Source organism: Leeia sp. (genome assembly GCF_041909055.1).
Lineage (GTDB): Bacteria > Pseudomonadota > Gammaproteobacteria > Burkholderiales > Leeiaceae > Leeia > Leeia aquatica.
Map to the genome: position 1 here is coordinate 911,480 of NZ_JAYREC010000001.1, position 14,680 is coordinate 926,159.

Here is a 14,680-nt window from a genome sequence, read left to right on the forward strand (position 1 = left end):
CATGTCTCCCACTCTGTTGGTCTGGTGTCTCGGGGGCAGTTGCACCCTGTTATTTGACGGCGCCCGCCGTCATGCCTGCCACAATCTGCCGCTGCAAGAACAGGAACAGCAGCACAAATGGCAGCGTCATTACCAGCACACCGGCCATCACGCCCCCCCAGTGCACCCGGAATCCATTCACCAGCCGCCCGATCGCGACCGGTGCAGTCATCATGTTGTCGTCACTCAACACCAGCATCGGCCACAGATAGTCGGTCCAGGCCGACAGGAACAGCAAAATGCCCAGTGCCGCCAGCCCTGGCTTGACCATCGGCAGTGCCACCCGCCAGAACGCCTGCCATTCGCCCGCGCCATCCATACGGGCGGCATCCAGTACCTCCTGCGGCAGGCTGAGAAAAATCTGCCGCATGAAGAACACCCCAAGCGCATTGGCCATATAGGGCAGCAGCACACCGAAGCGGTTGTTGGCCAGCCCCAGGTCGCGGGCAATCAGCAGGTATTGCGGAATCAGCACGGCACTGAGCGGAATGGTGAGGGTGAACATCACCAGCGAAAAGGTCAGCTTCTGTCCGGCAAAGCGGAAACGGGCAAAAGCATAGCCCGCCATGGCGGATACCAGCAGCCCGACCACGGTGTAAGCACTGGACAGCAGCGCACTGTTCGCCAGCGATGTGAAGAACGGGGCACGCTCCTGCAATACAGACAGGTTGTTTAACAGCTCCCCGCCGGGCAACCACGGCAAGGGCGTCTGGTACAGCGCGGCATCATCATGGCTGGCAAACACCAGCATCAGCCACAGTGGCAATAACCACAGCAGGGACAACAGCAGCATGCTGCCGTTGAACAGCAGTGCGGTGAAGGGGCGCAGTTTCTGCATGACTCAGTCCTCCCGCCCGACCAGCTTGAACTGGATCAGTGCTCCCAGCACCGCCAGCAGCACAATCAGCCAGGCCACCATGGCGGAATAGCCAAAATCGAACATGCGGAAGCCTTGCCGGTACATATAGAGCGACAAGGTCAATGTGGCATCTCCGGGGCCACCGGAGGTGATCAGCGCAGGCTCGGTATACAGCTGCAGCGTGCCAATCAGCGACAGCACCATGCAGAACAACAGCACATTCTTCAACCGTGGCAGGGTAATGAACCAGAACTGCTGCCAGCGCGATGCCCCATCCAGCCGGGCGGCCTCGTATAGGTCCGCCGGAATCTGCTGCACCCCGGCCAGCAGCAGGATGGCGTTATAGCCTGTCCAACGCCAGGTCAGTGCGATGGCGATCACTGCCGTGGCGCCATGGGGCGAGTTCAGCCATTCCACCGGCCCGACGCCCAAGCTGGTCAACCACTGGTTCACCGCACCAAACTGGTCATTGAACAGCAAACGAAATAGCGCCGCGTAGGCCACTTCCCCCACCACCACTGGTACGAACAAGGCAAAGCGATGCAAGGCGCGCCAGCGCAGGTTGGGTGAAGCCAGCGCCACCGCCAGTGCGGTGGCCAGCAGCAGCATGAATGGCACTTGCAGCAGGATGATCAGCAGGGTGTTGCGCAATGCGGTCCACAGCATCGGGTCGGACCACAGGCGGCTCAGGTTGCTGAGCGGTGCCCACAGCGCAGGTTGCTGCCGGGTGTCGTGCAGCATCAGCCAGAGGGCATCGGTAATCGGGTACAACCAGAACAGCCCAAACAGCAGCAGGTAGGGGGCCAGAAAGCCCCAGGCCACACCATTCTGCGCCCAACGGATGCGGGCCCGTACCGGGTGGCCGACGCCCGGCGCGGTCAAGCTCATACTGTCAGTCATGTCATCCCCCGAGACAGGACCTGACCCTGAACAGGGCCTGAGGTCGCGGCTGGCTTGGTACCAGCTCTGTGTGTCGAGGGTCATTCTGTTGCACCGGTCAAGTCCGGCACAACCGATCAATTCTCATGGAATGAATAAAGAGAACTAATGCATGAGCGGTGTACGCTACCCGACTGGGGTGACATTAACTGCGTTCGCTGGGCACCACTTTCATGACTTCTTCTACGGTGGTGAGCCCGGCGGCCACTTTCTGCGCCCCGGCCAGACGCAGGGTGCGCATGCCCTCCTGCACCGCCTCGGCGCGCAGGGCATCCAGCTCCACCCCGGTGGCAATCTTGTGGCGCAAGCCGGTACTGATACTCATCATCTCATACAGACCGATGCGGCCCCGAAAGCCGGTCATCCGGCATTCAAGACAACCCTTGGCCCGGTAGGCCCCAGTGGGCAAGGGGCCACGGCGCGGAGCCAGCAGCTCGTTCCACAGTGCCTCATCCGGTGCGCCCGGCTCCTTGCAGTGCGGGCACAGGGTACGCACCAGCCGCTGCGCCATCACCCCGACCACGGTCGAGCTGATCAGATACGGCGGTACCCCCAGCTCACGCAGACGGATGATGGCCGAAGGGGCATCATTGGTGTGCAGGGTGGATAGCACCAGATGCCCGGTCAGCGCCGCTTGTACCGCCATGTCCGCCGTATCGCGGTCGCGGATTTCGCCCACCATGATGATGTCCGGGTCCTGCCGCAGCAGCGCCCGCACACTGGCGGCAAAGTCGAGGTCGATCTGCGGCTGCACCTGCATCTGGTTGAATGCGGGCTCGACCATTTCAATCGGGTCTTCCACCGTGCAGACATTCACCTCATCGTTCGCCAGTTGCTTGAGGGTGGTGTACAAGGTGGTGGTCTTGCCGGAGCCCGTCGGCCCGGTAACCAGCACGATGCCGTGCGGCTGGTTCACATAGCCCTGCCAGCGCTGGCTGTCGTCCCGACTGAAGCCCAGCTCGGCGAAGTTGCGAATCAGCACCTGCGGGTCGAAGATGCGCATCACCAGCTTCTCACCAAAGGCGGTGGGCAAGGTGGACAGGCGCAGCTCGATTTCACGGCCATCCGGCGACTTGGTCTTGATGCGACCATCCTGTGGTCGTCGCTTCTCGGCCAGATCCATCCGCCCCAGCACCTTGATGCGGGCGACAATGGCATTCATCACCGTGGCGGGCACCTGATACACCGGGTGCAGCACGCCGTCGATACGGAAGCGCACGTTGCCACTCTCGCGGCGCGGCTCGACATGAATGTCCGACGCACGCTGCTCATAGGCATACTGGAACAGCCAGTCGACCAGTGCCACCACATGGTGGTCGTTGGCATCGACATCGCCGCGTCGCCCCAGTTGCACCAGCTGCTCGAAATTGGCCAGCTGCGGCTGCTGCCCACCCTGTGCCACGGTCTGCTTGACGAAGCGGGACAGGTTATTGAATTCCGGCAGGTAACGAGCGATGTCTTGCGGATTGGCCAGCACCCGCTTGATCTTCAAGCCGAGAATCTGCGTCAGCTCCTCTTCCCAGGCACGGGCAAAAGGCTCGGCGGTTGCCACCGTCACGCTGTTGCGATCCACCGCCACCGGCAAGATGCCATGACGGCTGGCATAGGCCTGGGTCAACACCCCACCCACACTGGCCACGTCAATCTTCAGCGGATCAATCACCAGATAGGGCAAACCCACCCGCCCAGCCAGCCAGTGTCCCAGCCAGTCCATGTCCACCAACGCGTGCGGCGGCTTGGCGCTGTGCCAGTTCTGCGCAGCAATCAGGGTAAACGGGTGTACATCACCATGCACCGAGGTTCGCGCCGGAATCAGGAAGTCCGCAATCTCCGCCTCCCTCAGCACGCCTTCCAGCAACAGGCAATTCAACACCTCCCGTGTCGACAGGCGCGGGTCTGCCTTGCTGCGGATCGGCGAAAACGACATGTGCGACGTTGCGGCAGTCATGAAGCAGTCCTGTAGGCAATAGTCCTGCCGATTATAGCGCTGGCCAACGCACAATACCGCAGCCATCCTCAACAGGGTTTCAACCCTGCAGCGACTCCCCCTGCCCCGACAGCGCAAGCCAGTCTTGCACCTGACAACGTAGCCAGCTTGTAAAATCCTGCTGCTTGCGACTTGCCGACTCCCGCAGCGGCCACAGCAACCAGTGTGCGGAAGGGTGCGGCACCCCATGGGGAGACAAGGCCACCAGCGCGCCTTGCTGCAATAAAGGCCAGATCACGCTCAAGCGCAACAAGGCCACCCCCAGCCCCTGCTGGACTGCCGCCAGCACCAGATTGGTATCATTGATCCAGAGGGGATACTGTTCAGGCTCGGCCACACCGTGTGCCTGACACCAGGGCAGCCAGGACTCCAGCGAGCCGATGACCGGGCTGGCCACAATCTGCTGTGGTGTGTTCGGCCACTGCCCGTCATTGAAATCGGGGGAGGCGACAGCCAGCAAGACATCATCAAACAAATGTTGCTGTTGCACACCCTCCCAGCCACCTCTGCCCATACGGATCGCGACATCGACCAGTCCATTCTGCAGATCCTGGACCTCCAGATTGGCCCGCAAGGTAATCCGGTAATGCGGAAAGTGCCGTTGAAAGTCCGGTAGCCGAGGTAATAACCAGTGTTGCCCGAAGGAAGGCAGGGTCGCAATCACCAGCTCATCTTCACGGGGACGGCTACGGACCAGCCGGGTCGCCTCCTGCAGACCGCCCAACGCAATGCGAACCTGCAAGGCATACTGCCGCCCTGCCTCCGTCAAACTGACGCCCCGCCCCTCCCGTTGCAGCAGCGTCACCCCCAGCAACTGTTCCAGCACCCGGATCTGCTGGCTGACGGCTGAATGGGTGACACACAGCCATTCTGCCGCCTGACTGACACTCCCCAAGCGTGCCACCGCCTCAAAACTGCGTAGGGCTGGCAAAGGGGGTAGTGCATTCATGTTAGTTTTCCTTACATTTTCAGGTAAATAAATTCAATTTTTCTTGCTTTAAATACAGCATACATTACACGTCATTCATCACCTGAACATGCAAGGATCATCATGTCGTACCAGCTGTATGTAGATCATGATTTTTATAGCCCCTGGGCCATGGCCGCCTTTGTCACGCTGACCGAGAAAAACTTGCCCTTTACCCTGCATCCGATCAACCTGGATCAGGGTGCACAGCACCTGCCTGGCTATCAGGCCCTGTCGCCCATGCAGCGGGTACCCCTGCTGGTCGACGGCGATTATCGGCTGGCGGAATCTACCGCCATCTGTGAGTATCTGGAAGACCGCCATCCTGATCGCGAAGCGGTATATCCAAGCGAGCCCGCACAGCGTGCGCTGGCCAGACAGGTGCAAGCCTGGTTACGCAGTGACCTGCTGGCACTGCGCCAGCAACGCACCACCGTCGTGGTGTTCTCCCGTCCCGAGCCCACTCCCCTGAACCCGGCTGGCCAGCAGGCGGCAGACAAACTTCGACTAACCGCCGAGACTTTGCTGGCCCATCAGGGCGAGAACCTGTTTGGAAACTGGTGCATTGCGGACGCTGACCTGGCCCTGATGCTGATGCGCTTGCTGAAAAATGGTGAGCCCCTGTCCACTCGCTTGACCAACTACGCGCAGCTGCAATGGGCTCGCCCCTCACTGCAGGCTTGGCGCCGCTTGCAGCAGCAAACCCCGCAGCAGGCAGAATAATCATTCCTTGATGCGCATCATTCAGAACCGTCCGGACAAGGGGGACACTGGACCCCTGTTCCGGAAGGATGCGCATGATGTCGCTCACCACTACCCTCACCCTTGAACACCGCCAGTGTGACGAGTTGTACACCACACTGGAAAACACCCTGCGCAACAGCGACTGGCTGCAAGCCGAGCGGCTGTTTGCCCGCTTCAGCGGCAGCCTGCTGCAGCATTTTGTCGATGAAGAGCAACTGCTGTTCCCTGCCTTTGAGGCGGTCACCGGCAATCGCAGCGGGCCGACCCAGGTCATGCGCTTTGAGCACCAGCAGATACGGGATGAACTGGATGCGCTGCAGCATGGCATACAGCAACGTGACCGCTCGGCGGCCATTGGTCATGCCGACACCCTGCTGATCCTGATCCAGCAACACAATGTGAAAGAAGAAAACATTCTCTACCCGATGTGCGAGCAGCGCATTCCGGATATCGCGCAACGCTGGCAGGAGCGGCATCATGTCGCCGCGTGACCTGCGCGGCATGGTGCCGCCCGAACCCATGGAAATCATCCTGGATGCGGTAGACACGGCAGCGGCGGGTAGCCAGCTGCAATACCTGCTGCCGCATTTCCCGCAACCGCTGCTGCCCTACCTGCAACAGCGCGGGGTGTTTTACGACAGCGAGATGCTGCCAGACTATAGCGGTGTGGTGCTGACCCTGACCCTGCCGTGACTGCAGCCCTGCCTCAGCTGGATCAGGCACCGCCACTGACGCTGCCACTGCGCTTTTTCATCGCGGGGCTGCTCTGGCTGCTGCCCGCCTTGCTGGCGCTGGGCTGGAGCGAGGGGGCCTACCCCTCGCTCTCACTGCTGATTCCGCTGCACCTGCTTACACTGGGCGTGCTCGGTAACATCATGCTCGGTGCCCTGCTGCAGCTGCTGGCGGTGCTCTCCGGCTGGCGCTGCAGTCAGCCCGGCTGGTGGACGATCGGCCTGTGGGGCGGCTGGCAACTGGGCACCCTCAGCCTGATCACGGCATTCCTGCAGCAATTTTCCCCATTCTGGTTACAGCTGACCAGTGTGCTGTTCGCTGTGGTCGCCCTGCATCTGGCCACCTTGCTGTGGCAGGTGTGGCGCTTGCCGACACGGGATGGCAGCAGCCGCAGTCTGCGTATGGCACTGCTGTGCCTGCTGCTGACCCTGCTGCTGGGCGGCGGCATGCTGCAGGTGCTGACTGGTCAGCTGCCGCTGCCACTGGCCCGCCTGCTGGTATGGCACCGCCTGCTGGCGCAAGGCTGGGTACTGTTGCTGATCATGGCGGTGGCGCAGAGTGTAGCGCCCTTGTTCCTGATGACGCCACCGTACCCGCCCGCCTGGCAGCGTCATGCCTGGTGGGGCTGGCCCGCCTGCCTGTTGCTGGCCGCGATGAGCATGGCCCGCTGGCCAGATCAGGGCGGCAGCTTATGGGCCTGGTTCCCGGCGCTATGTTTTTGCGGGCTGACCTGGCAGCGGCTGCAACAGACCCGACGCCATAGCGAGTGGCTGCTGCCCTACTGGCGACTGGCACTGGGGTGGCTTTCCGTGCTGCTGTTGCTGTGGCCGCTGTTCAGCTGGCGCATGATGCCCGACTGGCTGGGCCGCCTGCTGGGCTGGGGCTGGCTGTGCGGGCTGGCGCTGACGCTGACCCTCGGCATGCTGCACCGTATCGTGCCTTTCCTGTTGTGGCTGGACCTGAAGAATCTGGCCCCGCCGCGTTACAAGCTTCCCAGCCTGCAGGATTTCATCAGCGAGCAGCACGCCCGGCGCAACCTGCAGTTATGGCTGGGTGTCCAGACCTGCGCCTTGTGCTGGATTGCCTACCCGCTGTGGGGGCGCTGGCTGCTGGCGGCCAGCCTGTTGCTGCTGTGGGGCACCTTGCTGCACCTGGGGCGCCAAGCCTGGCAACGTTACCACCAGATCCGCCACCAGTTACCCGTATCCGACCCGACACCCGCTTGACCGCACGCCGGTGCAAAGCACATGCGCCCGGGATTGATTGATACGCATCAATGCCCCGGCAAGCCCGCAAAACGTACAGTCCCCCCTGACCAGCCGGCATTCCGGCCAAATCTAGAAAGGGAGGTCGCAATGAGCGCCAGCTTTACCAAATCGGCCGCGCGCAACATGTTCTATGGTGGGGGAATGTTCTTCTTCCTGTTGTTTGTTGCCCTGACATTCAACACCGTGCAGTCTTCGCCCAAGCGGGACAACAGCCGGAACCTGACCGAGCAAGTGGTGCGTGGCAAACGCCTGTGGGAAGTCAACAACTGCATCGGCTGTCACACCCTGCTGGGTGAGGGCGCTTACTTTGCACCGGAACTGGGCAACGTCTACGTGCGCCGGGGGCCCGAGTTCATCAAGGCCTGGATCAAGGCACAGCCTACCGGTGCGCCGGGTCGCCGCCAAATGCCGAACTTCCACCTGAGCGACAGCGAGCTGGACGATCTGGTGGCCTTCCTCAAGTACACCAGCGAGATCGACACCAGCAAGTGGCCCCCCAACAAGGAAGGCTGATCCGGATGTCCGCCTCTGACTTTTCCAGCATTGCAAGGAGCTTTGCATGACCACCTCCGCGACGGCCACCCTGCCGCCCGCAAGCGCAGGGAACAAAGCACCCGCGAACGCGCAGCTGAAATATGCTTCGCAAGCGGTTGCCAAACCTTACTTTATTGCCGCCATTGGCCTGTTTGTCGGCCAGATCATCTTTGGTCTGCTGATGGGCCTGCAGTACGTGATCGGGGACTTTCTGTTCCCGGCCATTCCCTTCAACGTAGCGCGGATGGTGCATACCAATCTGCTGATCGTCTGGCTGCTGTTCGGCTTCATGGGGGCAGGCTACTACCTGATCCCGGAAGAGTCCGAGCGGGAGCTGCACAGCCCGAAACTGGCCATCCTCACCTTCTGGGTATTCCTGGTGGCCGGGGCGCTGACCATTGTCGGCTATCTCTCGGTTCCCTATGCCACGCTGGCCAAGATGACCGGTAACGACATCCTGCCAACCATGGGCCGGGAATTCCTGGAGCAACCCACGCTGACCAAAATCGGCATCGTACTGGTGGCCTTGTCCTTCCTGTTCAACCTGAGCATGACGGTACTCAAGGGCCGCAAGACCAGCATCACTCTGGTGATGATGCTCGGCCTGTGGGGGCTGGCGGTATTCTTCCTGTTCTCCTTCTACAATCCGCACAACCTGGTACTGGACAAGTACTTCTGGTGGTGGGTGGTTCACCTGTGGGTGGAAGGTGTGTGGGAACTGATCATGGGTGCCATGCTGGCCTTCGTGCTGATCAAGGTCACCGGCATTGACCGCGAAGTGGTGGAGAAGTGGCTGTATGTGATCATCGCCATGACCCTGATCTCCGGCATTATCGGCACCGGCCACCATTACTTCTGGATCGGTACGCCGACCTACTGGCAGCCGCTGGGTTCCATCTTCTCCGCGATTGAACCCATCCCCTTCTTCATGATGACGCTGTTTGCCTTCAACGCGGTGAACAAGCGCCGCCGTGAGCACCCGAACAAGGCCGCCGTGCTGTGGGCGCTGGGTACCGGGGTGATGTCCTTCCTCGGTGCCGGGGTGTGGGGTTTCCTGCATACGCTGGCCCCGATCAACTACCTGACCCACGGTACACAGATCACCGCCAGCCACGGTCACATGGCCTTCTATGGTGCTTACGCCATGGTGGTGATGACCATGATCTCCTACAGCATGCCGCTGATGCGGGGTCGTGAAGCCAACAGCAATGCCTCGCAAGTGGCAGAAATGTGGTCGTTCTGGCTGATGACGGTGGCGATGGTGTTCATCACCCTGTTCCTCACTGCGGCGGGCATCCTGCAGGTGTGGATGCAACGCATGGGCGACCAGCCGCTGTCTTTCATGGCCACCCAGGACAAGATTGCCTTCTTCTACTGGCTGCGTGAAGGCGCCGGGGTGGTCTTCATGATTGGCCTGGTGGTCTATATCGCCAGCTTCTTCATCAAGGGTCGCGAAGACGCCTGAGCCTCACCCGGACTGAAGGCGCCCTGCGGGGCGCCTTTTTTGTGGCCCGTCACACCTTCATCCCGGTCTGCCTTCCCTTGTTATCCATCAAGGCAGCCTGATCATCCTCGGCGCATGCTGGCAGCAACCTGCTTTGGAGCCCGAGATGAACGCCCCTGCCCTGCCCAGCACCCACATCCCTTTCTATCAACCGGTGGCCGACGAATGTGCCGTATTCGAGCAGGCCTGGCGCCAGCAGCTGCCCATCCTGATCAAGGGACCGACCGGTTGTGGCAAGACCCGCTTTGTCAGCCATATGGCTGCCGTGCTGGGGCTGCCGCTGTTTACCGTATCCTGCCATGATGATCTGAGCGCGGCGGATCTGGTGGGCCGCCATCTGATTGCCGATGGTGACACCCGCTGGTGCGACGGCCCCTTGACCCGTGCGGTACGCAGTGGGGGCATCTGCTATCTGGACGAGGTGGTGGAAGCGCGCAAGGACACCACGGTGGTACTGCACCCCTTGACCGATGACCGCCGCATCCTGCCGATTGAGCGCACCGGTGAAGAATTACAGGCGCCACCGGGCTTCATGCTGGTGGTGTCGTACAACCCCGGCTACCAGCATGTGCTGAAGACCCTGAAACCGTCGACCCGGCAACGCTTTGTCGCGCTCAGCTTTGATTTTCCGGCACCGGCCGTCGAGCTGGCCGTCATCCAGCAGGAAAGCGGGCTGGATGCCCCCCGTGCCCAGCAACTGGTGACGCTGGCCGGTCAATTGCGGCGACTGGGCGGCTACGACCTCGACGAAGCGGTCAGCACCCGCTTGCTGGTCTACTGCGGCAAATTGATGATGAGCGGCATGTCCCCGCTGACCGCCTGCCGGGTCGCGCTGGTCGAACCGCTGAGTGACGATGCGGACACCTTGGCCGCCCTGCAACAGGTGGTGCTCACCCAGTTCGGAGCCTGAGATGGAAGACTGGGTAGGTGGCTTGTGGGACAAGCTGATCCGGCGCAGTGCCTACCGGGGCTACCCGCAGGCCGCCGTCAGCCTGTCCAGCCTGGAGCGAAGCGCACCGCTGTTCTTTCATGCCATGGGCGGCGACCCCGGACTGACGCTGCGCACCGCAGTGGGCACGGCGCATGGCGCGCGACGCCGCTGGCTGGAACGGGTAGCGGGCATTGGCCAGCAGGTCGAGCTGGCCTGGCGTGATGGCCAGTCGCTCTACCTGCCGGAGCAGATCGACCTGTACCCGGACCCGCAGCTTAACCGCGACCTGTATTTCTGGCTGATGGCGCTGGCCGCACAGGCCGACACCGCATCCGGCCTGGGTTGGCTGGAGCGCAACCGGCAAGCCACGCTGCATTGCCTGCAGCAGATGCCGGGACTGGCGGCCCTCTACCGACGGCTGGTCGAAGCATTGCTGCCACTGCGGGACACCCCGGCGGACGCCGCTGCCCGCGCACAGGAAATGGTGATCCAGGCCACTCTGCTCAATCCGGAGCAGGCCTTGCCCCTGCCCGCCAGCGCCCGCCCACCGCAACCCGTGCTGTTGTGGCTGCACCCTTCGCCCCCCGTTCAACACGCTGCGGCCAAACGGCCGGGCGATGCCCCCGCCGAGGGGGAGGGAGAATCCCGCGACAGCAAGAAACGGCGGCGCTACCGGGCGCGCCGCGACACCCCGGATGAGCGCAAGAATGGCATGCTGCTGGTGTTTCGCGCCGAGAGCCTGTTCACCTGGGATGAGTACGTGCGGGTGAACCGCAATACCGATGATGACGACGAGGACAACGCGGCAGCGGCGGAGGACATGGACACCCTCACCGTCAGCCACGATACCCAGCGCCGTGCCAGCCGCCTGAAATTTGACCTTGACCTGCCCGCGGCCGCTTACGATGACACCCCGCTGGGCGAGGGTATCCTGCAACCAGAATGGGACTATCGGCGCCAACAGTTGATCCCGGCGCATTGTCGGGTGCAGCCGATGCTGCCGCGTGATGCCTTGCCCGCCACGCTGCCGGAGCGCCTGCATGCCGAGGCCCGCCGCCTGCGGCGGCAGTTCCAGGCGCTGGCACCCGAGCGCAGTCGCCGCTATGGGGAAAACAGCGGCCCAGACATCGACATCGACCGCCTGATCCGCTTTCTGGCCGAAAAGCGCAGCGGCCACGCCATCAGCGAGCCACCGCTTTATCAAGCCTGGCCACCGGGCGAGCGCAGCATGGCCTGCCTGCTGCTGGCAGACCTGTCCCTCTCGACCGAAAGCTGGTTGGGTGAAGCCGGGCAAGTGATTCAGGTGATCCGCGACAGCCTGCTGCTGTTTGCCGAGGCTCTGGCGGCGACGGGTGATCCTTTCGGGCTGTACGGCTTTTCCTCCTTGCGGCGCGAGGAAGTGCGCTTCCTGATGCTGAAGGACTTTGGCGAACGGCATAGCGACCTGATTCGGGGCCGCATCCAGGCCATCCGCCCCGGTTACTACACCCGTATTGGCGCGGCCTTGCGCCAGTCCACCCAGATCCTGCTGCAGCAACCGGCGCGGCAACGGCTGCTGCTGCTGCTATCCGACGGCAAACCGAATGACCTCGATCACTACGAAGGTCGCTACGGGGTGGAGGACACCCGCCAGGCGGTACTGGAAGCCCGCCGGGCCGGACTGATTCCCTTCTGCGTTACCGTCGACCGTGAGGCCGGGGAATACCTGCCCCATCTGTTTGGACGCCACGGCTATGTGGTGGTGCAGGATGCCCGCCGCCTGCCGCAGGTGCTGACCCGCTTGTACGCTACCCTCTCTCGCCCGGGTTAAGCCCGGAATCACGCTCCCTTTGCGCAAACGCAAAAGATGCAGGTCCACAGCCCCGATCGGGTTGATTCGCATCAAGGAGCCCAGCCCAAGCCGAGGAGGATCATGAGCGCATGATTTCCTTGATAGTGAGTTGGTGATAACCATGAAAACAATGAGCATGCGTACCCTCTCCCACGCCGTGGCGCTGGCCACGCTGTCACTGGCAGCGCCGTTTGCGCTGGCCGATGGCCCGGCCAAGCAGGTCACCCAGCCGGAGGTCAGCTACCAGGCTGGTGGCTCGCCGCTGGCGAAGGAGGAGATGCACCAGAACATCAACCCCAAAGCACCGCCGATGACCAAGGCGGAGTTTGATCGCGCCAAGCAGATCTACTTTGAACGTTGTGCCGGCTGTCATGGCGTGCTGCGCAAAGGCGCAACCGGCAAGCCACTGACCCCGGACATCACGCTAGGCAAAGGTACCGACTACCTGAAGGTCTTCATCGCCTACGGCAGCCCGGGCGGCATGCCGAACTGGCAGACCTCCGGCGAAATGAGCGAGCAGGATGTCGACCTGATGGCCCGTTACATCCAGCAAGAGCCGCCGACCCCGCCGGAATACTCGCTGGCGGACATCGAGAAGTCGCGCAAGGTGTTGATCCCGGTGGAGCAGCGCCCGAAGCAGAAGATGAACAAGTACAACCTCGACAATGTGTTCTCGGTCACCCTGCGTGATTCGGGCGAGGTGGCGCTGATCGACGGGGATACCAAGCAGATCATCAACATCGTCAAGACCGGCTACGCCGTGCACATCTCGCGGCTGTCCAGTTCGGGGCGTTATCTGTACGTGATTGGGCGGGACGCCAAGATCAACCTGATCGACTTGTGGATGGACAAACCGGACACCGTGGCCGAAATCAAGGTTGGCCTGGAAGCCCGCTCGGTGGAAACCTCCAAGTTCAAGGGCTGGGAAGACAAGGTGGCGGTTGCCGGTACCTACTGGCCGCCACAGTACGTAATCATGGATGGCGACACCCTGAAGCCGCGCAAGGTGGTGTCCACCCGTGGCATGACAGTGGACAACGAGTACCACCCGGAGCCGCGTGTGGCCTCCATCGTGGCCAGCCACTTCAAACCGGAGTTTGTGATCAATGCCAAGGAAACCGGCAAGATCATGATGGTGGATTACTCTGACCTGACCAACCTGAAGACCACGACCATTGATTCTGCCAAGTTCCTGCACGATGGCGGCTTTGACAGTACCGGTCGTTACTTCCTGGTGGCGGCCAATGCCTCCAACAAGATTGCGGTGGTGGATACCAAGGAAGACAAACTGGCGGCGCTGGTGGATGTCGGCAAGATCCCGCACCCGGGCCGTGGCGCCAACTTTGTGCACCCGAAATTCGGCCCGGTATGGAGTACCTCGCATCTGGGTACGGAAGACGTCACCCTGATCGGTACCGACCCGGTAAAACATCCGCAGTATGCCTGGAAGGTGGTCGGCGTGTTCAAGGGGCAAGGTGGCGGCTCGCTGTTCATCAAGACCCATCCGAAGTCGAAGAACCTGTGGGTGGATACCCCGCTGAACCCGGATGCCAAGGTCAGCCAGAGTGTGGCGGTATACGACATCAATAATCTGGACAAGGGCCCGGAGATCGTCGACATCGCTGGCTGCGCCAAGCTGAATGATGATGGTGCCAAGCGCGTGGTGCAGCCGGAGTTCAACAAGAACGGTGACGAGGTCTGGTTCTCGGTGTGGAGTGCCAAAAACAAGGAATCGGCCATCGTGGTGGTGGATGACAAGACCCGAAAATGCAAAACCGTGATCAAGGACAAACGTTTGATTACGCCAACGGGTAAATTCAACGTCCACAATACCCAGCACGACGTGTATTGATTTTTTGACAAGCAACGCGGGCCCAGCGGCCCGCACAAGGAGAACATCATGAAACCTTTGCTGACTTCCCTGTTACTGGCTGCCGCCATGCTGGCAGGCCAGGCTCATGCTTCGGCTGAGCTGGCGCAGAAGAGTAACTGCATGGCCTGTCACAGTGTAGACAAGAAAGTGGTTGGCCCATCCTTCAAGGACATCGCCGCCAAGTACAAAGGCCAGAACGTGCAGGCCAAGCTGGAAGAGAAAGTGAAAAAGGGCGGTTCCGGCAGCTTTGGCCCGGTACCGATGCCACCGAATCCGCAAGTATCGGATGCCGATCTGAAAACGCTGGTAAAGTGGATCCTGAGCCAATGATGCCGCTATGAGAACCTGTTCAACGTCTTGCGCGCGAGGGCGCGGCATGGTGAGAACAGTTGAGGAGCGGCGTTGACTCGGTGTCAATGCGCATTCCAAAGCTGTTTTCAACGCTGCACCGATGCCGCGCAGCAGACTATTG

At 61.7% G+C, this 14,680-nt stretch carries 14 protein-coding genes; 10 read left to right on the forward strand and 4 right to left on the reverse strand.

What is annotated here, in order from left to right; genetic code table 11:
- Nucleotides 1-49 precede the first annotated feature (49 nt).
- The 4 genes from ACE3O2_RS05025 to ACE3O2_RS05040 form a co-directional block, all read right to left on the reverse strand.
- Nucleotides 50-877 carry a carbohydrate ABC transporter permease gene (locus tag ACE3O2_RS05025; RefSeq protein WP_374335286.1) on the reverse strand — a complete coding sequence of 276 codons (828 nt, stop codon included), beginning with the start codon at nucleotides 875-877 and terminating at the stop codon, nucleotides 50-52.
- A 3-nt stretch (nucleotides 878-880) separates the two neighbouring features.
- A complete protein-coding gene (locus tag ACE3O2_RS05030) occupies nucleotides 881-1,798 on the reverse strand; it encodes a carbohydrate ABC transporter permease (protein ID WP_374335288.1) in 918 nt (305 codons plus the stop codon).
- A 184-nt stretch (nucleotides 1,799-1,982) separates the two neighbouring features.
- Nucleotides 1,983-3,785: a GspE/PulE family protein gene (locus tag ACE3O2_RS05035; protein ID WP_374335290.1), complete on the reverse strand. Its 1,803-nt coding sequence runs from the start codon at nucleotides 3,783-3,785 to the stop codon at nucleotides 1,983-1,985.
- Between the two features lie 79 nt (nucleotides 3,786-3,864).
- Nucleotides 3,865-4,773, reverse strand: coding sequence for a LysR substrate-binding domain-containing protein (locus tag ACE3O2_RS05040; protein WP_374335293.1), 909 nt, complete (start codon nucleotides 4,771-4,773; stop codon nucleotides 3,865-3,867).
- Between the two features lie 102 nt (nucleotides 4,774-4,875).
- Between ACE3O2_RS05040 and yfcF the strand changes: the two genes are divergently transcribed.
- From yfcF to ACE3O2_RS05090, 10 genes are all read left to right on the forward strand, one after another.
- Nucleotides 4,876-5,514: a glutathione transferase gene (yfcF, locus tag ACE3O2_RS05045; RefSeq protein WP_374335295.1), complete on the forward strand. Its 639-nt coding sequence runs from the start codon at nucleotides 4,876-4,878 to the stop codon at nucleotides 5,512-5,514.
- 74 nt (nucleotides 5,515-5,588) lie between these two features.
- Entirely contained in the window at nucleotides 5,589-6,026 is a 438-nt protein-coding gene (locus tag ACE3O2_RS05050; protein WP_168876735.1) for a hemerythrin domain-containing protein, read from the forward strand.
- Nucleotides 6,013-6,228 carry a DUF2249 domain-containing protein gene (locus ACE3O2_RS05055; protein WP_168876736.1) on the forward strand — a complete coding sequence of 72 codons (216 nt, stop codon included), beginning with the start codon at nucleotides 6,013-6,015 and terminating at the stop codon, nucleotides 6,226-6,228. Before ACE3O2_RS05050 ends, ACE3O2_RS05055 begins: the two co-directional genes overlap by 14 nt.
- The gene (locus ACE3O2_RS05060; protein ID WP_374335298.1) at nucleotides 6,225-7,493 is read left to right on the forward strand and encodes a hypothetical protein; all 1,269 of its coding nucleotides are present in this window, start codon (nucleotides 6,225-6,227) and stop codon (nucleotides 7,491-7,493) included. Before ACE3O2_RS05055 ends, ACE3O2_RS05060 begins: the two co-directional genes overlap by 4 nt.
- 129 nt (nucleotides 7,494-7,622) lie before the next feature.
- The gene (locus ACE3O2_RS05065) at nucleotides 7,623-8,048 is read left to right on the forward strand and encodes a cytochrome c (protein ID WP_374335300.1); all 426 of its coding nucleotides are present in this window, start codon (nucleotides 7,623-7,625) and stop codon (nucleotides 8,046-8,048) included.
- A gap of 46 nt (nucleotides 8,049-8,094) precedes the next feature.
- Complete coding sequence (locus ACE3O2_RS05070) at nucleotides 8,095-9,534, forward strand: cbb3-type cytochrome c oxidase subunit I (RefSeq protein ID WP_374335302.1); 1,440 nt, start codon at nucleotides 8,095-8,097, stop codon at nucleotides 9,532-9,534.
- 145 nt (nucleotides 9,535-9,679) lie between these two features.
- Nucleotides 9,680-10,483, forward strand: coding sequence for a CbbQ/NirQ/NorQ/GpvN family protein (locus ACE3O2_RS05075; protein ID WP_374335304.1), 804 nt, complete (start codon nucleotides 9,680-9,682; stop codon nucleotides 10,481-10,483).
- 1 nt (nucleotide 10,484) lies between these two features.
- A complete protein-coding gene (locus ACE3O2_RS05080; RefSeq protein ID WP_374335306.1) occupies nucleotides 10,485-12,314 on the forward strand; it encodes a nitric oxide reductase activation protein NorD in 1,830 nt (609 codons plus the stop codon).
- A gap of 142 nt (nucleotides 12,315-12,456) precedes the next feature.
- A complete protein-coding gene (locus ACE3O2_RS05085) occupies nucleotides 12,457-14,187 on the forward strand; it encodes a cytochrome D1 domain-containing protein (protein WP_374335308.1) in 1,731 nt (576 codons plus the stop codon).
- Nucleotides 14,188-14,235: 48 nt separating this feature from the next.
- On the forward strand, nucleotides 14,236-14,538 hold the full coding sequence (locus ACE3O2_RS05090) for a c-type cytochrome (RefSeq protein ID WP_374335310.1): 303 nt from the start codon (nucleotides 14,236-14,238) through the stop codon (nucleotides 14,536-14,538).
- Nucleotides 14,539-14,680 lie beyond the last annotated feature (142 nt).